At 66.0% G+C, this 19,069-nt stretch carries 20 protein-coding genes and 1 pseudogene; 10 read left to right on the forward strand and 11 right to left on the reverse strand.

Annotated features, from left to right (window positions below):
• Nucleotides 1-41: 41 nt before the first annotated feature.
• The 3 genes and pseudogenes from ALC15_RS08450 to ALC15_RS08460 form a co-directional block, all read right to left on the reverse strand.
• Nucleotides 42-1,058, reverse strand: coding sequence for a sugar ABC transporter substrate-binding protein (locus ALC15_RS08450; protein ID WP_050626838.1), 1,017 nt, complete (start codon nt 1,056-1,058; stop codon nt 42-44).
• Between the two features lie 41 nt (nt 1,059-1,099).
• Nucleotides 1,100-2,070: pseudogene (locus ALC15_RS08455) on the reverse strand (ABC transporter permease).
• Nucleotides 2,071-2,090: 20 nt separating this feature from the next.
• Nucleotides 2,091-2,798 (reverse strand): TetR/AcrR family transcriptional regulator, encoded by a 708-nt coding sequence (locus ALC15_RS08460; protein ID WP_050626839.1) that lies wholly within the window; start codon nt 2,796-2,798, stop codon nt 2,091-2,093.
• A gap of 618 nt (nt 2,799-3,416) precedes the next feature.
• Here ALC15_RS08460 and ALC15_RS08465 point away from each other — a divergent pair.
• Nucleotides 3,417-3,608: an MJ0042-type zinc finger domain-containing protein gene (locus ALC15_RS08465; protein WP_050626840.1), complete on the forward strand. Its 192-nt coding sequence runs from the start codon at nt 3,417-3,419 to the stop codon at nt 3,606-3,608.
• Between the two features lie 114 nt (nt 3,609-3,722).
• Here the strand turns inward: ALC15_RS08465 and ALC15_RS08470 are convergent, their stop codons facing one another.
• The 5 genes from ALC15_RS08470 to ALC15_RS46010 all read right to left on the reverse strand — a co-directional run bounded on the left by ALC15_RS08470 (nt 3,723) and on the right by ALC15_RS46010 (nt 6,963).
• Nucleotides 3,723-4,970, reverse strand: coding sequence for an MFS transporter (locus tag ALC15_RS08470; protein WP_050626841.1), 1,248 nt, complete (start codon nt 4,968-4,970; stop codon nt 3,723-3,725).
• Nucleotides 4,967-5,296 carry a hypothetical protein gene (locus tag ALC15_RS08475; RefSeq protein ID WP_050626842.1) on the reverse strand — a complete coding sequence of 110 codons (330 nt, stop codon included), beginning with the start codon at nt 5,294-5,296 and terminating at the stop codon, nt 4,967-4,969. The genes ALC15_RS08470 and ALC15_RS08475 overlap by 4 nt, the downstream gene beginning before the upstream one ends.
• Complete coding sequence (locus ALC15_RS08480; RefSeq protein WP_050626910.1) at nt 5,283-5,858, reverse strand: isochorismatase family protein; 576 nt, start codon at nt 5,856-5,858, stop codon at nt 5,283-5,285. Before ALC15_RS08480 ends, ALC15_RS08475 begins: the two co-directional genes overlap by 14 nt.
• 45 nt (nt 5,859-5,903) lie before the next feature.
• Nucleotides 5,904-6,356 (reverse strand): MarR family winged helix-turn-helix transcriptional regulator, encoded by a 453-nt coding sequence (locus tag ALC15_RS08485; RefSeq protein ID WP_050626843.1) that lies wholly within the window; start codon nt 6,354-6,356, stop codon nt 5,904-5,906.
• A gap of 334 nt (nt 6,357-6,690) precedes the next feature.
• A complete protein-coding gene (locus tag ALC15_RS46010; RefSeq protein WP_244485986.1) occupies nt 6,691-6,963 on the reverse strand; it encodes a hypothetical protein in 273 nt (90 codons plus the stop codon).
• A gap of 292 nt (nt 6,964-7,255) precedes the next feature.
• Here ALC15_RS46010 and ALC15_RS08495 point away from each other — a divergent pair, with 292 nt between their 5' ends.
• The 8 genes from ALC15_RS08495 to ALC15_RS44760 all read left to right on the forward strand — a co-directional run bounded on the left by ALC15_RS08495 (nt 7,256) and on the right by ALC15_RS44760 (nt 13,113).
• The gene (locus ALC15_RS08495) at nt 7,256-8,326 is read left to right on the forward strand and encodes a sensor histidine kinase (RefSeq protein ID WP_128089477.1); all 1,071 of its coding nucleotides are present in this window, start codon (nt 7,256-7,258) and stop codon (nt 8,324-8,326) included.
• A 43-nt stretch (nt 8,327-8,369) separates the two neighbouring features.
• Nucleotides 8,370-9,026 (forward strand): response regulator transcription factor, encoded by a 657-nt coding sequence (locus ALC15_RS08500; RefSeq protein ID WP_021079504.1) that lies wholly within the window; start codon nt 8,370-8,372, stop codon nt 9,024-9,026.
• Nucleotides 9,027-9,186: 160 nt separating this feature from the next.
• Nucleotides 9,187-9,549 (forward strand): hypothetical protein, encoded by a 363-nt coding sequence (locus ALC15_RS08505; RefSeq protein ID WP_050626846.1) that lies wholly within the window; start codon nt 9,187-9,189, stop codon nt 9,547-9,549.
• 2 nt (nt 9,550-9,551) lie between these two features.
• Nucleotides 9,552-11,303, forward strand: coding sequence for an OmpA family protein (locus tag ALC15_RS08510; protein WP_050626847.1), 1,752 nt, complete (start codon nt 9,552-9,554; stop codon nt 11,301-11,303).
• Nucleotides 11,303-11,815: a Rab family GTPase gene (locus tag ALC15_RS08515; protein ID WP_050626848.1), complete on the forward strand. Its 513-nt coding sequence runs from the start codon at nt 11,303-11,305 to the stop codon at nt 11,813-11,815. Before ALC15_RS08510 ends, ALC15_RS08515 begins: the two co-directional genes overlap by 1 nt.
• Nucleotides 11,816-12,094: 279 nt before the next feature.
• Nucleotides 12,095-12,505, forward strand: coding sequence for a DUF3597 domain-containing protein (locus tag ALC15_RS08520; RefSeq protein WP_050626849.1), 411 nt, complete (start codon nt 12,095-12,097; stop codon nt 12,503-12,505).
• Between the two features lie 78 nt (nt 12,506-12,583).
• Complete coding sequence (locus ALC15_RS08525; protein ID WP_050626850.1) at nt 12,584-12,862, forward strand: hypothetical protein; 279 nt, start codon at nt 12,584-12,586, stop codon at nt 12,860-12,862.
• Nucleotides 12,863-12,936: 74 nt separating this feature from the next.
• Complete coding sequence (locus tag ALC15_RS44760; RefSeq protein WP_167350136.1) at nt 12,937-13,113, forward strand: hypothetical protein; 177 nt, start codon at nt 12,937-12,939, stop codon at nt 13,111-13,113.
• 64 nt (nt 13,114-13,177) lie between these two features.
• Here the strand turns inward: ALC15_RS44760 and ALC15_RS08530 are convergent, their stop codons facing one another.
• The 3 genes from ALC15_RS08530 to ALC15_RS08545 form a co-directional block, all read right to left on the reverse strand.
• Nucleotides 13,178-15,301 (reverse strand): IPT/TIG domain-containing protein, encoded by a 2,124-nt coding sequence (locus tag ALC15_RS08530; protein ID WP_244485987.1) that lies wholly within the window; start codon nt 15,299-15,301, stop codon nt 13,178-13,180.
• 247 nt (nt 15,302-15,548) lie between these two features.
• Nucleotides 15,549-16,367: a class I SAM-dependent methyltransferase gene (locus ALC15_RS08540; RefSeq protein ID WP_050626853.1), complete on the reverse strand. Its 819-nt coding sequence runs from the start codon at nt 16,365-16,367 to the stop codon at nt 15,549-15,551.
• Nucleotides 16,354-16,818, reverse strand: coding sequence for an Rrf2 family transcriptional regulator (locus ALC15_RS08545; protein ID WP_050626854.1), 465 nt, complete (start codon nt 16,816-16,818; stop codon nt 16,354-16,356). Before ALC15_RS08545 ends, ALC15_RS08540 begins: the two co-directional genes overlap by 14 nt.
• A gap of 159 nt (nt 16,819-16,977) precedes the next feature.
• Here ALC15_RS08545 and ALC15_RS08550 point away from each other — a divergent pair, with 159 nt between their 5' ends.
• Nucleotides 16,978-19,068, forward strand: a complete 2,091-nt coding sequence (locus ALC15_RS08550) for a tetratricopeptide repeat protein (RefSeq protein ID WP_050626911.1) — start codon at nt 16,978-16,980, stop codon at nt 19,066-19,068.
• Nucleotide 19,069 lies beyond the last annotated feature (1 nt).

Raw genomic sequence — 19,069 nt, forward strand, 5'->3', positions numbered from 1 at the left:
CCGGGCGAGGTGCGCCCGGAACGTCAAGCGGAGTGGCCGGGTTATTTCTTCAGGTCGCTGAGATTCCAGCACGCGGTCTGGCTGTCCGCGTTCTCCTTGGTGATCGGAATCAGCGTGGTGTACTCCGAACCCTTGATCGAACCGGCCTTGGCGCCGGACGACAGCAGCCATTTGATCGTGCCGGCCATCTGCGCGGCCTGGGTCGGCACGTCGTAGCTCAGGTTGAGGTCGAAGGCGCCGGACTTGACGAGCTCGCAGGCGCCCTTGCGCTCGCCGCCGCCGGAGGTCGCGACGAACACCTTGCCGGTCAGTCCGGCTTCCTTCACCGCGGCCGCGGTGCCGATATCCATGCCGTCCCAGAAGCCGACGATGCCGCAGAGATCTGGATTCTGCTTCAGCACCGTCTGGGTGATCGCCTTGGCTTTCGCCGCGTCCCAGTCGGCCGCCTGGCTCGAGACCACCTTGATCTCCGGATGCTTGGCGAGCACGTTCTCGACGCCCTTGAGCGTGTAGGCGCTGGCCGCAGCAGAGAGTGCGCCCTGCACGATGGCGATCTTGTTCGACTTGCCCTGGCAGGCCTTGACCACGGCTTCGGTGTCCTTTTCGCCGATCTCGATCCAGTTGGCGCCGACGAAGGCCGAGGAGCGATAGGCCGATCCCATGTTGATCTGGATCACGTAGATGCCTTCGTTCTCGGCGCGTTGCAGCAGCTTGGCGTAGGTCTGCACGTCCGGATTGTGGATCACCATCACGGCGGGCTTTTCGGAGATCAGCGAGGTCACCGCCTGAGCGCCGGCATTGGTGTTCCAGTTGGGATCGCGGATCTCGAACTTGACGCCGTAAGGCTCGAGCTCCTTCTTCATGCCGGCGTACCAGCCTTCGGTGAGGTCGAAGTTCATGGCCACCGGAACATAGGCCACCGTCTTGCCGGCGAGCGACTCCTTGAACGGCTTCTGGAACGGCTCGTCCAGGCCCTGCTGGGCCAGAGCCGGTGCGGCGATGGCCGCGAGCCCGAGCGCTGCGGCGATCACCTTTGCAGTCCTGACAGCGTATTTCATTGCTTCCTCCTTGGTCGTGATTGATCGTTCGTTGGCTTGGTTCAGATGTCGCCCTGCTGTGCCGTTTCTTCGTTGCGCGGATTCAGGAATGAATCCGTGATGACGGCGAGCAGCAGGACGACGCCCTTGACGAGATTTTGTCCGGCGTAGGAGATGTCCATGATGGTCATGCCGTTGAGCATGGTTCCGATCAGCAGCGTGCCGATGACGACGTTGAGCACGCCGCCGCGGCCGCCCGACAGGCCGATGCCGCCGAGCACGACGACGAGGATGACGTCGTAGATCAGGGTCGAATTGAAGACCCGGGTCGCATCGAGTTGACCGACGCCGCCATCACCAGGCCAGCAAAGCAGCCGATCAGCGCCGCGACGACATATTGCAGCACGATGATCGGCCGCGAGGGGATGCCGGTGACGCGGGCCGCGTAGGGATTGTCGCCGATCGCGTAGATATAGGCGCCCCAGCGCGTCTGGCGCAGCAGGAAGGCGACGACAACGCAGGCGATCGCGAACATCACGATCGAGGTCGGGATGCCGAGGATGGTGCCCTGTCCGAGCCGCTCGAAGCCCTTCATGCCGTCGCTCCACTGCACGACGTCGAGCTGAAACAGCGCGGCCTGCCCGAGGCCGGCGAGCAGCAGGCCGGTTGCCAGCGTCGCAAACAGCGAAGGGACTTCGGCATAGGCAATCAGCCAGCCATTGACCAGGCCGAAGGCGATCGTGAGCAGCACGGCGGTCGCCAGCGAGGCCGGCAGCGAGTGGCCGTTCTGCACCATCTGCAGCACCAGCCCCGGAGGCACCGCCAGCGCGGCGATCAGCGAGATGTCGATGCCGCGCCCGATCACGACGATCGCCATGGCGAGTCCAAGGATGCCGAGCACCGCGACGTTCTGCAGCAGCGTCAGCATGTTCTCCGGCGTCAGGAAGCCGCGCAGGAAAATCGAGAACGCCAGGAACAGCACGGCGAAGACGGCGAAGACGATCTCCTGTTGATTGAATCGCAATCGCTTCATTGCCTCGTCCTTCCCTAGGGCTATGGGTGCGCCGTCTGTCTGGATTTGGTGCGGGAGCCGGTCGCGACGCGACTGGGCCGTGTCCGGCCGGCGACCGCGGCGTCGGCGAACGTGCTGACGGCGTTGATGTAGGTTTCGATCGAAGTGCCGCGCCGGCGGTACTTGGCGCGTTTGACGTACCAATCCTGCAGCAGCGGCTTGATCAGCGAGGCCGTCAGCGTGACCTGATCGATTGCGAACACACCGCTGGCGACGCCCTGCTTGAGGACGCCGGCGATGATCTTCTCGGTCATCACCTCCATGTCGATGGCGCGCTGGCGTTCCGCCGGTGGAAACGACTTCGCTTCCATGAAGCAGAACACGAACCAGGGCTGCATCGCTTCGCTCATGCGGACATGGGTGGCGATGATCCAGTGCAGATGCTTGCGGGCATCCTGCTTGACGTCGGCGGGCGGTTGGTTGAGGACCTCCGCCACTGTCTCGGCGACCTCGCCGAGGATCATCGACAGCAGCGTCGGCTTGCTGTCGAAATAAGTATAGAGGCCGCCCATGCTGAGGCCGGACGCTTCCGCGAGCTGGCGCAGCGTGGTGGCGTGAAATCCGTGCTTGTTGGACAGCGTCAGCGTGGCGCCGATGATGCGCGTGAGGTTCGGAACGGCGAGATGCGGTTTCTGGACTCGAACGGAATCCCGATGCCGTTCGAGGATGCGTGCGCAAAGCACGTCCATAGCGAACGCATTCGTCCCCGACCGCTGTCGCGCGAGACCCAAATTGCCTCCCTGGCTATGTTCCCGGACCGTTTCATTTTGTTGCCGGTCCAGGCTGGACTTGACGCCCTTGCCTAATTCCTAGCCCACGAACCGGCGTTCGGAAAAGGGGGCTGAGCAAATTTTCTTAGTGAGCGCTCGCTCGTTTTTCCGATCACACGTGCTGCTTGCCTGGGATGCGCGTGTGCTCCGGCGGCCGTCGGGAACTTTTCACGCTGAAAGCTCAGCACAAATTTCCGGCGCCGCGCCGACGAACATGCCGATTAGACGGCCGTCACATTCCAGATAAAAAGAACGCAGGTTAGCTGCCCGAACTCCATCCGCGGTCACTTTGGACCGAAGCAAGGCTATGGCGGCGGTTGGACCATCTCAAGGTCGGTGTGGTCAACGTTCCGGCGGTGCAGCAGCAATATGGCCGCAACTTCGGGGTCTCGGCGTTTCCCTATCGCCCGGCGGAGCCGGTCTACAGCCATCGATAATTTTACACGAGGTCAACTCTATCTTTCACAGATCGTGACGCCGTCACATTTCTGACGATGGGCATATGGAAAATAGAAAGAGCAACGGCTTGCTGATTCCATGCGAAAATCTGACGTGACGTGCCCCCATTGCCAGGCTGGCTACCGCCGGATCGAATTGACGTCGAAGGGTGGTGTCGCCGGCGAGTTTCGCTGCCTGGTGTGTGACCACATCATCGAGCTGATGGACGGTTCGACCGACGTCGCCTTTCGGCTGAACGTGCAGCCGGGCAAGACCTCCTACGCGTACTAAGGCTCTCTCGGCTCTGGCTCCTCAAAGGCGGTGAGAGATCGCGCGCCCGCGGGCTGCTTGGCGGCAACAGCATCCTGCCCGAGAACCATATCGGCCGCTGCCTTCGGAAGCGCGTCATTCGGCCGGCGGCATGCTGCCATGTCCGCTGCGGTGTCCGGCCGCGGCGTTCGCCCGCGAGAGCATGCCGAGCGCGACGAGTGCGGCGGCAAATCCTGCGGCAGCACCGACACCGAGCGCCCAGCGCGGGCCGAGATGATCGGCGATCCAGCCGACGATCGGTGCGCCAATTGGCGTGCCGCCGAGCGCAACGCCGAGCCGCAGCGCCATCACGCGCCCGCGCATCGCAGGCTCGGTCGAGAGCTGCATCAGTGCGTTCGAGGTATTCAGGACCGTCAGAGAGGCGATGCCGATCACGACCAGGGCGGCGGCGAACAGCCAGTAGTTCGGCGCCAGCGCGGCCAGCGTGCAGCCGACACCGAAGATCGCCGAGCCCAGCATCAATGCGACAAAGCGCGGCTGGTCGCGCGTCGCCGCCAGCAGCGCTCCCGACATCGTCCCGATCGCCATCATCGACGACAACAGGCCAAAGCCGCGCGCGTCGGTATGGAAGACGCCGACCGCCATGGTCGAGATGAAGATCGGAAAATTCAGCCCGAAAGTGCCGATCAGAAACAGCATGACCAGGGTCGCCCGGAGATCGGGGCGGGACCAGACATAGTGAAATCCCTCCATGATGCCGCCCCTGGTGCGGGCTGCGCGCGCATTCGGTCGAAGCTCCGATTTGCGCAGCAGGCACAGCGAGGTCAGCACCGCCATGAAGGACGTCCCGTTGAACAGGAACGCCCAGCCGGTGCCGACCGAGGCGATCAGCAAGCCGGCCATCGCCGGGCCGACCATGCGCGCGGCATTGAACGAGGTCGAGTTCAGCGCGATGGCGTTCGACAGGTCTCGATCGCCGACCAGCTCGGCCACGAAGGTCTGGCGGACCGGAGCGTCGAGCGCGGCGCTGCAGCCGAACAGGAACGCGAACACATAGACGTGCCAGAGCTGCACCAGCCCGGTGACGGTGAGAATGCCGAGGATGAGCGACAGTGTGCCCATCGTAGCCTGGGTCGCCATCAGGAGCCGCCGCTGGTTGAAGCGATCGGCGGCGAGGCCGGACCAGGGCATCAGCAGGAGTTGCGGGCCGAATTGCAGCGCCATCACGATGCCGACGGCGGATGCGCTGTGATTTGTCAGCTGGGTGAGGACGAGCCAGTCCTGCGCGGCGCGCTGCATCCAGGTGCCGATGTTCGACACCAGCGCGCCGGCCGCCCAGACCCGGTAATTGAAGCTCGCGAGCGATCGAAAGACTCGTCTCATGTTCGCTGCGGATCATTCCCGCCGTGAAACCGCCCGAACCGCCGCGCCAGGAACAGGCCGATCAGGAGGCCGCCGAGGCCGAGCGCTGCGACGTCGCTGGTGGTTCTGAGGCCGAATTCGCCGACGCGGCAAACCAGGAGATATCCGACCGCGAGGTTGAAGAAGCCCCACACGATGTTGACGGTCGATGACGACAGGCCTTCGCCCGGCGGCTTCGCGAACGGGCTCTGGAACGGCTCGCCCATCATGCCGGCGACGACATGCGGGATCGCGTTGGTGAGGAAGGCGCCGCCGAAGAAGTAGGCGACGAGGTCAAGCCAGTTCATGGGCATGCGTCCTTTCCAGGAGATCGATTATCGCTTGGGTCGAGCCGGTTTCGCCGAGCCGCGGGAATACCTGCTCGATGCTGTAATCATGGGCGTTCGGCCGCGCATCGGTCATGGCGTCGATCGCGAGCGTGACGTTGAAGCCGGCCTCAAAGGCCTGCCGTGCGGTGGATTCGACGCCGGTGCCGGTCGCAACGCCGGCGACCACGACGTGCGTGACGCCGCGGGCCCTCAGCCGGGTCTCCAGGTCGGTGCTGGCAAACGCGCCCCAGGTCCGTTTGGTGACGACGATGTCGCCCGGTTGCCGGTCAAGCTCCGGGAGCAGGTCGGTCCAGCCGTCGGGAAATGCGCTGCTATGGCGCGGCCGCTCAGTCCGTCCGGGTGCAACACCGTCGACATTGACCAGCACGATCGGCAGTCCGCGCCGCCGAAACGCGTTGATGAGCGCGCAGGCGCGCGCCACCACGTCTGCGAACGGATGGACGAAGGGCGCGTCGGCGAGCCCGGCCTGCAAATCGACGACGATGAGGGCGGTGATCGGATCGAGCGTCGTCAGAGCCATCATCGTTTCCTTTTCAACCGGATGTGTCTTGCGATCGGTGCGGCGTCAGTCCGCGACCAGCCGCTTCAGCAAGCCGACAGCGGCGGCGAGTTCATCCTGTTCCCGCGCCGTCAGCCGCGCGGCAATCGTGCGCGACAGCCAGTCCTGCCGTGCGGCGCGGCCGGTGCGCAGCCGCTCGCGGCAGGTATCGGTGAGCGACATGATGGTCTGGCGGCCGTCGTCCGGATCGGGCGCGCCGCGCACCAAGCCTGCAGCCTCGAGCGCTGCGATCGCCGAGCTCATCGACTGCGGACGCATGCCCTCCGACCGCGCCAGGCTGGACACGGTCGCGGGGCCGTCCCTTTCGAGCCGCAGCAGCACCGCGACCTGGGAGGGCGGCAGGTCGTCACGCTGCCCCTGCTCGCGCAGCCGGCGCTTCAGCGTTCCGATCAACAGGCGAAGGTCTTCGGCGAGCGCGGAGGTGCGCGCCGAGCCGGTACGGGCCGGTGAACTGTTCATGCCGTCTTGATGGCATATGTACAGGTAAACTGTAAAGTCTGTCTTCGCAGCTTAACTTCAGATTTCCGTGATCGCCGGCGGCGCCGCCGAGCTTTGCTGTATCACGGCCGCAACCCTGAATGGCGCCTGAACCCGCTTTGCGGAGCGCATCAATTTAGATTTTGTTGTCTTCCTGCGCGCGGCCCGGTTTCACAGTCCGGACTTGCCGGCGATCCTGCGCGCGAGACGGCCACTCAATAATCCACGGCTCGGCGGCAACGTGACGGCAAGCTGGGGCGCGCCGTTGCCGGGCTGAGCATCAGGCCGGGGATGCGGCGCGTGCGATGGCATGCGCCTATTCGCTCGTGGTCTCGCTGGTCGCCGGGGCTGCATAGATGTCCCGCGCGCGCTTGGTCACGGCCGCATAGCGCGCGGTCGCGCTGAGGCTCATCAGGCCGGCGCGTACCAGGCCGAGGATGGCGCGTCGGGAGTGGAACGGGCCGGTCTTGCTCGCGGCATATCCGCGCGGATAGAGCTGCAGGCGGCCGGTGAGTGCTTCCTGCAATGCCACCTTCTGGGTCGCGCTCAGGCGCCGGCGCCGTGCGGGCTTTTCTGCTTCCGCCAACATGCGCAGCTCGATACCCGACGATCTTCGTGGCGCGCGCTTCATTGTCAGCTCACACTCTGGCCGACTGGCACGACGACCTTCCGCGAGGCCCGGCGCCTGGCCGGCATCGCCATGGACGCCGGCATGTGGCACATCATGGCTTGCGCTGTTGCTCATTCATGGGACAGAACCGCATTTCGAGCGACGGCGGCATCTGACGAAAGTCAGGATCGGTTGTGACGAAAGTCATATTCGTTTGCGGCCGCACCCGGCTTACGCCAGAGTGGGCTGCTCGCTGAGCGATGGGCAACGCATGATCAATCTGAGCGCGGATTTGCTTGCGGCCGCGGAAGCCAACGTCATCGGTCTCGCCGTCATCGGTGCCGACCGGAGCATGCAGCGGAAGATCGGTCGGCTGGTCGAATGGCTTCCCGCAACCGGCGTCGATTGCTGCGAGTGCATGTTGCTGGTCGGCATGGAAGCCGAGTTGGCGGCGCTCGCCAGCGGCCAGCGGGACATGATCGCGCTGGCGGGCGTACGCGGCGCGTCGCCTGACATCACGCAGCCGATGACGGCGGTCGTGCTGTGGAACGGCGCGCAATCGCACTACTTCGTGATCGCCATGCCGGACTTCGCAGGGCGTCAGGTGGAAACGCTGCTCGGCAGCGAACGCAGGGCGCGGCGCCTGATGGAGCAACAGCTCGAGGCGGCGAGCGCGGAGGTGCGCTTTGCCTCCCTGGCGCGAACGCGGCTGCGGCTGGCGCGCGACCTGCACGATACGCTGGTGCATTCGATCGTTGCGCTGCTGACCCAGATCCGGCTGATCAGGCATTATCTGTCGGTCGATCCCGCGCGGATGGCGGACAGCCTTGCGACGGCCGAAGACGCGGCTGCGAGCGGCCTCGTGCGCGCCCGCGAGGCAATCGATCGCCTGCGCACGCCCGACGATCTGAAGCTCGATCCCGATGTCGAGGGACTGCTCAGCGACTTTGCCGCACGCAGCGGCGTCAGGGTGTCGATCCAGATCGACGAGGAGGCGCGTGCCGGCTTGCGCGATTGCGGATTGACGGTCCAGCGCATCCTCAGCGAGGCGCTGCGCAACGTTCAGGCCCATGCGCAGGCGCGCCGTGTTTCCTTTCACGCCTTCGAAGCGCCGGCGGCGGTCGGCCGCAAGCTCATCGTCGAGATCCGCGATGACGGCCACGGCTTCGATCCCGCGATCCCTCATCCCGGACATTTCGGATTGATCGGAATGGCCGAATTTGCTGAACTTGTCGGCGGAAGCTGTGCGGTGGAGAGCGCTCCCGGACAGGGAACGCTGGTCCGGATATCGCTCCCCGTGGCGGTGCCGCCGACGGCGTCGGCCGGCGTGCTGGCCGATTGATGTCGTTGCCGCGCGACAAACTTCGAGAGGATGACGGAAGCCCGTGAGCAGGATCGAGAAGGTACGGGTGCTGATTGCCGAGGATCAGACCCTGATCAGGGAAGGTATCGCCACACTGCTTGCCCAGCAGAACGACGATTTCGAGATCCTTCCCGGTGCGGCCGACGGCGAGCAGGCCATCGAGTTCGCGCGGCGCTACCGGCCGGACGTCATCCTGATGGATCTGCAGATGCCGCGTGTCGACGGCATTGCGGCGACTCAGCGGATTCTGCGCGAGCTGCCGCAGACTCACATCGTCGTGCTGACGACGTTCGAGACCAACGACCTGATCTTCGAGGCGGTCAGCGCCGGCGCCAAGGCGTATCTGCTGAAGGATGCCAGGATGGAGGAGATCGCATCGACGATCCGCGCTGTCATCAACGGCCAGTCCGGGCTTTCGCCCGGTGTCGCCGCGCGCATCCTCGATGAGTTCAAGAGGCTGCGCGGCCCGCGCGTCTCGGCGAAGCTGCCAGTGCGCGACGGGCTGACGGCGCGGGAGAATGAAATTCTCACGCTGATCGTCGAGGGCAAGAGCAATACCGAGATCGGCGAGCGGCTGCATTTGGCCGAGGGCACGGTGAAGAACTACGTCAGCACCATCCTGGAGAAATGCCAGGTCAAGAACCGTACGGAACTCGCAATAAAGGCAATAACTTACTAGAAATAACTGGCCTTGTCCGTACAACCAGGCGGCTGATCTGGCTGAAATTGCTCGCCTTTCTCTGGGCCGCGCCCGCAAAATTGGCTATAGGGTTGTTTCGGATTTGCTTTTTAAAGCGGCAGGTCCGTATTGCGCAGCTTTGAGTAAGCAGGGAACGACCATGAAGGGTATCGAGCGCCAGACCAAGGATTCGGATGGACTGGCAAACGCGGCGGCCGGCAACGGCGCGGATCCTGCGGCGCATGGCATGGCGGCGATCGATCAGGTCCGCGACCTTCTGTTCGGCGGCGCGCAACGCTCGCTCGAGACCAACCTCTCGGGCCTGCGCGAGGAGATGCAGGCATCGCTGAAGCAGATGCAGGCCGACTTCACCAACGAGCTCACCGCGCTTTCAGCACGGCTCTCCGACCTCGAACGCGATACCGAGCAGAAGCGCCTCGACTCGCTGAAGGATGTCGGCGCGGCCATCACCCAGCTCGGCACCGTCATCAGCGGATTGGGATCGGGCCGCACGGGCAAATAAGCATGCCAGCTGCTGCCGGCCAGAATCGCGAGATCGAGCAGCTCAAGACATTGCTGTTTCAGCCCGAGGCGACGCGTCTGACGTCGCTCGAGGCCGACCTCGATACGCTACAGCGCTATGTCGGCAATGCCGATCGCCTGGAGACGGCGACCGCCGGTATTCTGGTCGAGGCGCTGGAGCGCGCCGAGGTCAACCGGCCGCGCGAGCTCGCCACCGCGATTGCGCCGGTCGTGGTCTCCGCGATCCGCAGCGAGATCAAGAATTCGCGCGAGCAGATGATCGAGGCGCTCTATCCGATCGTCGGCCGGCTGGTCAGCGCCGCAGTTGCGAATGCGTTCCGGGAACTGGTTGCATCGCTCGAGCAGCGCATCAACGCACTGACCTCGGCGCAACTGTGGGTCGGGCGCGTCAAGTCGCTGGTGACGGGACGTCCGATCAGCGAGTTCGTGCTCGCCGATCGCCCGCCGCAGATCAACCGCCTGCTGATCATCGAACGCGGCAATGGCCGCCTGATCGGCGACTGGAAGCGCGAGGCGACCGCCGACGAACGCGCCGATCTATTGAGCGCGATGGTTGCGGCGATCCTCGAGTTCTCCGTGCAGGCGCTGGCCGGTGAAGGCAATCTGCAGACGCTCGATTTCGGCGGACGGCAGCTCGCGCTGCGCGCCTCGCCGCGTTACATCCTGGCGGCGGAGTGCCTCGGACCGCTGCGCCCCGCCGACAATGCCCGGATCAACTCGCTGTTCTTCGACGCGATCGAGCGCATCGACCGCGGCGCGGATTGCGACGGCCCGATGCTCGCCTCGCTCGCAACCGCGATCGAGACCGACGATACGCCGCGACGGATCGCGAGCCGGCGCGGCAAGGTGATCCTGTTCGCGGTGCTCGCCGCTGTGTTGGCGCTGCTGCTCTGGCTTGCCGCGACGTCGGTGTCGCGCGGCCTTTTGGAGCGGCGCACCCATGCGGTGCTGGAGCAGCTCGCCGCGAAGCAGCCCTTGCTGGTCACGTTCCCGCTGCGACTCGATTTCGATCACGGCAGGGCAAGCGTGGCGGTCTCGGGCATCGAGCCGAGCCAGCTGGAGACCGCGCCGTTGATCGACGCGCTCGCTGCGGCCGCGGCGCCGTACAAGATCGTCAACCAGATCGGGCAGGTCGCCACCCCGGACCAGGCGGCGGCGTCGCAGGCCGGTATCGTGGGCTTGCAGCAGAGCCTGGCGCGCTTGCAGGCGAGCCTCGACCAGATGCGCGAGGCGATCAGCGCGCAGGCAAAGTCCGGCGATCAGAAGGTTGCCGGGCTGACCGAGCAATACGGCAAGCTCGGCGAGCAGTCCGCGAAGCTCGGCGAGGAAGTTGCAAAACTGCAATCCGTCGCCGATGGCCCGACGGCGCGGCTCGACCGCTTCATCGCCTCGACCGCGATCTTCTTCGCCAACAATTCGGACGAAGTTCTCGACAACGATCAGGCCGAGCAGCAGCTGCGTGAGCTCGCCGGACTGCTGGCGAACAACGACCTCAAGGTACGGATCGTCGGCTACGCCGATCAGAGCGGCACCGAAGGCACCAACAAGACGCTGGGGCGCAAGCGGGCGGAGCAGGTCCAGCGCAAGCTGACCGCGCTCGGGGTCGATCCGTCGCGGCTGATCTTGGTGTCGCGCGCCGCGACGATGCCGATCACCGACCGGCTCGACGTCACCGTCGGCGGCAATCGCCGCGTCGCGTTCGAGACGGTCTATCGAGGCGAAGTGGCCCGCTGATGCTCACCGCAAAAGTCATGCTGCTCGGCGATATGGGGGTCGGCAAGACGTCGATCCTCTACCGGCTGATCTACGACCGGTTCGAGGGCCAGTACAAATCGACGCTGGGCGTCGAGATCCTGAGCCACGACGTGGTGCCGGCGGACGGCAGCGATCCGATGCGCCTCGTGTTGTGGGATACCGACGGCGATTTCGGCACGCAGATTTTCGACACCGTCTATGTCACCGGCGCATCCGCCGCGATCATCGTCTCCGACGTCACGCGGCCGCAGACCGTGACCCACATGGTCGAGCTGGTCCGCGGCTTCGAGGAGCGCTTTCCGGGCCGACCCTACCGGGCGCTATTGAACAAGATCGACCTGCCCGAAGCCGCGGGCAGCGCCGGCGCAATTGCCGAGCTCGCCAAGTCGCTCGGCAGGTCGAACGTGAAATCGGTCAGCGCCAAGACCGGCGTCGGCATCGCGGAAAGCTTTGTCGAACTTGCCCAGACCATCCGCCGCCGCCAACTTTAGCGCAAGATGGGCAGCGCGCGTTGATGTCAGCCGTCCCGACTTCTCGGGGCTGGCGAATCGGGCCGGGACGGCTGACTTCATCGCACGTGGGGCGTACGATGAAACGCGCGCGACGTGCGGTGCCTGACCGCACGATTCTCTCCCCGACTGCACCACGCCGTCCCATACTCCGATAGTGACGATGGTCATCTTCCACTAGGCCAATGGCCTGCCTATCGTTCGCTCCGTCACCGGAACCAGCCACGGGACCCACGTCTCGGGCACATGGAGTGAGAGAGCATGAGCATTTTTGGAAGCATCATGGGTGCAATCTTCGGCCATGGCGCCCAGGCCAAGACGGCAGAGACCACAGCGACGGCTGCCCCCGGCGCAGCACCGGCTTCGACATCGTCAGCTTCCGCATCGGCGGCTCCCGGCACGCCGGCGGCGCAAACCGTCGACGTCGCCGCGATCGTCGACAAGGCGGCGGCCGCCACCGGCGAGAAGCTCGACTGGCGCACCTCGATCGTCGACCTGATGAAGGCACTCGGTCTCGACTCGAGCCTTGCGGCGCGCAAGGAGCTTGCGAAGGAGCTGCACTACACCGGTGATACCAACAACACCGCCACCATGAATGTCTGGCTGCATCAGCAGGTGATGGCCAAGCTCGCCGCCAACGGCGGCAAGCTGCCGGCCGACATCAAGACCTGATGACCCGACTTGAGCCGTGCAGGGCCTTCGTGCCCTGCACGGCTCCGAACGATATGTATTGCGTGAGGAGCAGTTGCGATGACCTCATCTCATCTTGCCATCCTGAACCGGCCGCGGACCGGTGTTGCCGCCGCGTCGATCGGTGCAGCACTTGGGTTCGCAGCATTGGCGCTCGGCATCACGATTGCGATCGCCCGCGCGGATAATTCCGGCGACGCGCCGCAGCCGGCAGCTGCGAATGTGCAACGCGCTTCGCAGACCCTGCCGCCGGCGCGGGTCATCCTGCCTGCACCGTGGGAGCAAGCGGCTCCGCTGCAGCCGGTCGCGGCGCCGGCGAAGCCGGCGGACCGCCAGTAAAATTTCGCATCTCTGTTACCACCGGCGATCCAGTCGCCAGGCCGCGCACAGACCCCCAGCTCTGGAGCCTCGCCATGCCAGAACAGGTCAAGCTGCCCCGAAAACTTTCGCAGGAGCCCGGCGCTCCATCGACGCTTCGGCCGAGCCACCGGCGGGTCATCGAAGAACTCGACCGCTGGGCCAACAGTCCTGCCCTGCAGCCGCCCAGTGACGAAGACGAGCGTAACGACGATGCGCGCCGACGAAGGTAAGGCGTGAGCGGAACTGCGACGGCCCGCATCGCCGGGGATGCGGGGCCTGCGGTGGCGGCGTTGGTCAGTTGAACGGCACGCGTGCCCTGGCCGAGAACGTCCAGATCCGTGCGGTGCCGCCGAGCCCGCCATACTCCGCCCCGAGGCCGAGCACGGCGCCGCCCGCAAGCCTGGTGTTCAGCCCGCCGGTGACGCGCGCCGACCAGCCCTCCAGCACCAGCGTCGGGTTGACCGGAATGCCGCTCACGCCCAGCGCCGCCGCGTCGTCACGGCTGAAGTAGTAGTCGCCGTAGACGCCGAGATAGGGCGCCAGCGCTGCGCCGTCGGTCAGGGCCAGCGGGTAGCTCAGCCTGGCGCCGGCAGACGCGCGGCCGGTGACGAAGTCACGCGCCGTCTGCAACGTGCCGAGCGTGTCGGTGTAGGCGTTCTCATGCTCCCACAGCGTGTAGAGGCGTGCGGATGGCTCGATCAGGAGGTTGCTCATCTTGTAGCTGCCGGTCAGTCCGGTCGCGAACATCCAGCGGTCGCCGTTGAAGCTGCCTTGCGCCGTTCCGGCCACGCCGTTGTAGCCGATCCGGGAGAAGGTCACGGCGGCGTCGTAACGCAGCGACGGCATGATCATCCAGCCGAGATAGGTGCCCGCGGTCCAGCCATCGCCGGTGAGCTTTCCGCTGATGTCCTGCGCCGTGTAGTTGAACGTCTCGTAGCCGGCGACGGCGCCGACCAGGAAGTTCGGCGCTGCCTTGTAGGTCAGACCCATCAGCGCGTTGAGCTGGTTGCCGTAAATCGAAGACCCTGTTGTGCCGACGCCGGGCGAGGTCGGCGACGACCAGCGGTCGATGCCGCTGCCCCTCACGTCGATCCAGAACAGCCAGTCGCGCGCCTTGCGATATGTCGCGGGCTTAGCCTTGGCCGGCATCTGCTGATCGATCGCCGCAAACGCATTGTCGATCCGCGAACTGCCGCCGCTGCGTCCGGACGCAGCGGAATTGCGATCGGGAGCATAGGGGCTGCGATTGCCTGCGTCGGCCTGCGCCACGCCACTTTCCGGGTCGGCCGCGAAGTTGAAGCGCATGCCGGCGCCGCTCGGCGTCATGAAACTGCCGCCCTCGCTGAACCCATCCGAGATCGCGCCGTCGATCGCGCCCGAGATCGCCTGGCCGGAATTCTGCGCCACAACCTTGGTAAGGTCGATCTGCAACGCCCGCAGATTCACGCTGTCGGCCGGGACGCCGACGCTCTGCGCCAGCGCCGGCGAGGTGCTGGCGTCGAACGAGCCGTTGTCGGCATAGCTCGCCGTGATGGTGTGGCTGCCGATCTTGAGCGTTGCGATCGAGAACGTCGCCGTGCCCGTAGCGAGCGTTGCGGTGCCGATCGGCGAACCATTGTCGCTGAAGGTCACTGTGCCCGCGGGCGTGCCGGCCGGGGCGGTGACCTTGGCGGTGAAGGTGATCGACTGGCCAAAACTGCTCGGGTTCTGCGATGAGGTCAGCGCGATCTGGGTCGTACCCTCCGCAAAGCTGAAGCGGTCCGCTGCCGAGGTCGCCGATGTCCCGACCGCGGTTGTCACCGTGACGTCGACGGTGCCGCTGCCCGAGGGCGAGATCGCGGTGATCGAAGTCGCCGAATTGACCGTGAAGCTCGCCGCATTGGCCGCGCCGAATTTCACCGAGCTGGCACCGGTCAGGTTGGTGCCGGTGATGATGACCGTCGTTCCGCCGCGGGTCGGGCCTGCGGTCGGCGAGATCGACGTCACCGTCGGCGGAGACGCCACATAGGTGAACTGGTCCGCCGGAGACGTGGACGATGTCCCGGATGGGTTGGTCACGGTGACATCCACCGTGCCGAACCCGGCGGGCGCGACGGCGGTGATCTGCTCGTTTGAATTGATGACGAAGCTCGTCGCAGCAGTGGCGCCGAAGTGCACGGCGGTCGCAGTGTTGAAGCTGCCGCCCGCGATGATGACGGTGGTGCCGCCCGCCGCGGGACCCGATGTCGGGGAGATCGAGGCCACCGCCGGCGCCGGCGCGCTCGCGGCTGCGACCGAACTGAACAACGCGGCGGCGATCACGGCGAGGCCGCAAGCCGCGCGGCGTGCGATCGATGGCCGTCTGTCGCGAAGGTCGGATGCAAGGCGCGAAGCGACGAAGCGGAGACCGGTCCGCGCGAAGTTTGCAATCGGCAGCAAGGAAAACCCCCGTCGCGCCGCGATGCAGGCCGGCGCAGATTCCAAAGAAAGTATGGGGTTGTTCTAATACGCAGTTCGGCAAGCGCGCCGCGGAATCTCCGCGCGCAGCCGCTTTTGTGACGCGCCGTTGCCGGGCCGCTACGTCATTGCACGATTTGAGAAGATGGAAGCGCGCGACGTCGCCGCGATCAGTCGGTCACGCGGTCGATCATTCTCATCCCGCGCACGCAAGCTGACGTCACACGTGCTACGTCCGCTGCGCCGTCGCGATCAGCGCGGTCGAGGGAATCGCGAAGCTGTCGCCGGTCCGTCTCTGCTCGATCTCGCTCCGGAGCGCGCGCGCGACCGCGGCGCTCTGGCCGGCATCGAGCCCGCTCCAATGCGGCATGAACTCGAACAATTTGTCGATGTCGGCTGGATTGGCGACCTTGAGCGTGAAGTCGTGGGTGATCTCGGTGACGACGGGATCGGCGAAGCCGGCGGCGATCACCGCAGTGGCGAGGCGGGTGGGATCGGCCAGCTCGGCGAGGCCGGTGCAGGGCATCGGCGTGACATGATCGGGATAGAGCCGCCGGATGATCTGCGCGAGCAGGAGATGCACGGCGGCGCCGTCGGCGCTCTTCCAGACCGCAATCGCCGCCGATCCGCCTGAGCGCGTCACCCGCGCCATCTCGCGCAGCCCGGCGCGCCAGTCCGGAAACAGCATCACGCCGAATATCGACACCGCGGCATCGAAGGCTGCATCGGGCAGATCGAGCGCCTGGCCGTCCATCTGCCGCGCTTCGATGTTGGGCCGGGCATGGGCGCGGACCCGCGCCACCATGCCGGCGGAGAAGTCGATCGCAGTGACCGCAGCGCCGGTGCGGGCGGCGGCGAGTGCCGCGGCGCCGGTGCCGGTGGCGACGTCGATCACCTTCGATGACGCGCCGATCGGGAGCCGCGCGACCGCTGCGTTGGCGAACAGCGTCGTGAACGGCTGGGACTGCGCCTCATAGGCGGCGACCATCTTGTCCCAGTGCGCGGGATCGTTGTACGGCAGCGGTTTCGCCTGTTCATTTGATTGCATGGATCTGGTCCTCGAGGCTCTGTTTGTGCTTGGCGAGCCGGCGCTTGAAATCCTTCGCCAGCGCGTCGAGCGTCACCGCGCCGAGCCGCTTCAGGAAGAGCGCCTCGACCTCGCGAAACGTGCCTGACAGCGCATCGTTGACGGCCTGTTCGACCAGGCAGCCGGGATTTTCCGAGCGATGGCCCATCGCGACGATGGTGGGGGTGCCGACCGCGCGATAGATGTCGGCGAGCGTGATGTCGGCGGGATCGCGCGCCAGCGTCCAGCCGCCGCCATGGCCCTTCTCCGACCGCACCAGGCCTTGCTCGCGCAGGCCCGCCATCACCCGGCGCACCACCACAGGGTTGGTCGCCATTGCCTGGGCAAGTTGCTCCGACGTGACTGGCTCGCCCGCTCCGATCATATGGAGCAGGCCATGCAGGACGCTGGACAGGCGGCTATCTCGTATCATGTAACTTCATATGTTACATGAGCGGCCAAGCGTCAAGGGGGCGGGATGTCAGGCCGCGATCCGATATTCGCGTGCCGGATTTGGCGGCAACGCGCGTTTAATCCCCATCGGGGTCTTGAAGGCGGGGGCGGTATCGTGGGCAAGGTGGCGATCGATCGAATGTTGCTGGATGCGGTGGCGCATTACGGTGCGGGACGCGCGATGGAGGCCGGCACGTTGTGCGGCGACATCCTCAGTGCCGATCCCGACCATGTTCCGGCGCTGCATCTGTCTGCCGTCATCGCCTTCGTGACCGATCGCGCCGCGGAAGGCGCGGTGCTGCTGAACCGGGTGTTCAGCCTCGATCCGCAGCATGGACCGGCGTTCGGCACACTCGGCGATGCGCTCGCCGTGAAGGGCGAGCACGAAGGCGCAGTAGCGGCTTTCCAGCGCGGCGTGACGCTGCGGCCGAAGGATGCCGGCCTGCACATCAAGCTCGGCGTGGCGTTGTGCGACCTGTCGCGCTTCGATGAGGCCGAGGCGGCGTTTCGCCGCGCGATCGCGCTCGATGGCAGCCTGACGCGGGCGCGGTTCAACCTCGCCGTTGCCCTGGCCGGGCAGCAGCGGCCGGTCGAGGCGGAGCAGGCCTATCGCGAGGTGATCGCGCGCGATCCGGCCTATCGCGGCGTCTGGCTCAATCTCGGCAACGCACTGTCCGATCAGAAGAAGCACGACGCCGCCGCCACCGCCTATCGCCGCGGGCTCGGCGCGGATCCCGACAATCCCGGGCTGCACTGCGGCCTTGGCGCGGCGCTCTACCGCCTCGGCCAGCTCGAGGACGCGATCCTGCACTACCGGCGCGCAACGGCGCTCGATCCCGGCAACCTCGCGCCGCAGCGCCTGCTTGCCATGGTGCTGCACGAACTCGGCGAGCGCGAGGAGGCGGTCCGTCTCTACCGGCAGGTCTCGGCCCGTGATCCCTCCGATCACGTCATCCTCAACAATCTCGGGGCCTGCCTGTTCGAGCTTGGGCAAGTCGATGAGGCGATCGCCTGCGCCGAACTCGCGCTGGCGCTCAAGCCGGACTATGCCGCTGCGCACACCAATCTCGGGATCATCTTCGAGGCGCAAAACCTGGTCGAGGCCGCGGTCGCGGCGCATCGGCGCGCCATCGAGATCGATCCGCTCTATGCCAAGGGGCATGCCAATCTGGCGGTCGCGCTGCGCAACGCCGGCGAGATCGATGCCGCGCTGGTGTCGTCGCGCCGGGCCATCGCGCTCGATCCCGAGCAGCCGCTGGCGCATTACAACCACGCGCATTTCCTGCTGATGAACGGCGAGTTCGAGGAGGGCTTCGAGGAGTATCAGTGGCGCCGCAAGACCAAGATGCTCAGTGAAGGCGATCCGGTGTTCGACGAACCGGAATGGCAGGGCGAGCCGCTGGCGGGGCGCACGCTGTTGCTGTTCGCCGAGTACGGGCTCGGCGATGTCATCAATTTCGTCCGCTACGTGCCGATGCTGGTGGGCACCGGCGGCCGAATCCTGCTGCAGGTTCAGCCGGCGCTGGTCGCGCTGCTGCGGCCGATGCTGCCCGGCGTCGTGGTGCTTGCCCGCGGCGAGACATTGCCGCCGTTCGACCTGCAATTGCCGCTGCTCAGCCTGCCGCGGATCTTCCGCACCACCGTCGAGACGATTCCTGCGGCGACGTCCTATCTGCAGGCGGATGCCGGCAAGCTGGCACGCTGGCGCGACGCACTCAGTGGCGTGTCCGTCTTGAAGGTCGGCGTGGTCTGGGCCGGCAATGTCAGGCACAAGGGCGACCGTCAGCGCTCGCTGCCGGCGGAGGCCGTGCTGCCTCGGCTGGTCACGCCTGGCGTTCAGCTCTACAGCCTGCAGAAGGAGCCGCGGCCCGACGACGCGCCGGTGCTGCGGAATCTCGGCTCCGATATCGTCGATCTTGCGCCGACGCTCGGCGACTTCGCCGACACCGCGGCCGCCGTCTGCGCGCTTGATCTCGTCATTGCCGTCGACACCTCGGTGGCGCATCTGGCCGGCGCGCTGGGGCGCCCGGTCTGGATGCTGTGTCCCTATGCGCTCGACTGGCGCTGGCTGCGCGACCGCGCCGACACGCCCTGGTATCCGACCATGCGGCTGTTCCGCCAGGACAGACCGCAGGCCTGGGACCGCGTGCTGGCGCGGATGTCGGACGAACTTGCGCGCGTCGCAGCTGGCGAACGCGAGTTGCTGCTGCCGCCTCGCTTGGCGCACTGAC

The organism is Bradyrhizobium viridifuturi, from assembly GCF_001238275.1.
Classification (GTDB): Bacteria; Pseudomonadota; Alphaproteobacteria; order Rhizobiales; family Xanthobacteraceae; genus Bradyrhizobium; species Bradyrhizobium viridifuturi.

Bases quoted from the DNA above. Each gene is read 5' to 3' on its own strand.
- ALC15_RS08450 (WP_050626838.1), bottom strand. From the start codon at position 1,058: ATGAAATACGCTGTCAGGACTGCAAAGGTGATCGCCGCAGCGCTCGGG.
- ALC15_RS08460 (WP_050626839.1), bottom strand. From the start codon at position 2,798: ATGGACGTGCTTTGCGCACGCATCCTCGAACGGCATCGGGATTCCGTT.
- ALC15_RS08465 (WP_050626840.1), top strand. From the start codon at position 3,417: ATGCGAAAATCTGACGTGACGTGCCCCCATTGCCAGGCTGGCTACCGC.
- ALC15_RS08470 (WP_050626841.1), bottom strand. From the start codon at position 4,970: ATGAGACGAGTCTTTCGATCGCTCGCGAGCTTCAATTACCGGGTCTGG.
- ALC15_RS08475 (WP_050626842.1), bottom strand. From the start codon at position 5,296: ATGAACTGGCTTGACCTCGTCGCCTACTTCTTCGGCGGCGCCTTCCTC.
- ALC15_RS08480 (WP_050626910.1), bottom strand. From the start codon at position 5,858: ATGGCTCTGACGACGCTCGATCCGATCACCGCCCTCATCGTCGTCGAT.
- ALC15_RS08485 (WP_050626843.1), bottom strand. From the start codon at position 6,356: ATGAACAGTTCACCGGCCCGTACCGGCTCGGCGCGCACCTCCGCGCTC.
- ALC15_RS46010 (WP_244485986.1), bottom strand. From the start codon at position 6,963: ATGTTGGCGGAAGCAGAAAAGCCCGCACGGCGCCGGCGCCTGAGCGCG.
- ALC15_RS08495 (WP_128089477.1), top strand. From the start codon at position 7,256: ATGATCAATCTGAGCGCGGATTTGCTTGCGGCCGCGGAAGCCAACGTC.
- ALC15_RS08505 (WP_050626846.1), top strand. From the start codon at position 9,187: ATGAAGGGTATCGAGCGCCAGACCAAGGATTCGGATGGACTGGCAAAC.
- ALC15_RS08510 (WP_050626847.1), top strand. From the start codon at position 9,552: ATGCCAGCTGCTGCCGGCCAGAATCGCGAGATCGAGCAGCTCAAGACA.
- ALC15_RS08515 (WP_050626848.1), top strand. From the start codon at position 11,303: ATGCTCACCGCAAAAGTCATGCTGCTCGGCGATATGGGGGTCGGCAAG.
- ALC15_RS08520 (WP_050626849.1), top strand. From the start codon at position 12,095: ATGAGCATTTTTGGAAGCATCATGGGTGCAATCTTCGGCCATGGCGCC.
- ALC15_RS08525 (WP_050626850.1), top strand. From the start codon at position 12,584: ATGACCTCATCTCATCTTGCCATCCTGAACCGGCCGCGGACCGGTGTT.
- ALC15_RS44760 (WP_167350136.1), top strand. From the start codon at position 12,937: ATGCCAGAACAGGTCAAGCTGCCCCGAAAACTTTCGCAGGAGCCCGGC.
- ALC15_RS08540 (WP_050626853.1), bottom strand. From the start codon at position 16,367: ATGCAATCAAATGAACAGGCGAAACCGCTGCCGTACAACGATCCCGCG.
- ALC15_RS08545 (WP_050626854.1), bottom strand. From the start codon at position 16,818: ATGATACGAGATAGCCGCCTGTCCAGCGTCCTGCATGGCCTGCTCCAT.
- ALC15_RS08550 (WP_050626911.1), top strand. From the start codon at position 16,978: ATGTTGCTGGATGCGGTGGCGCATTACGGTGCGGGACGCGCGATGGAG.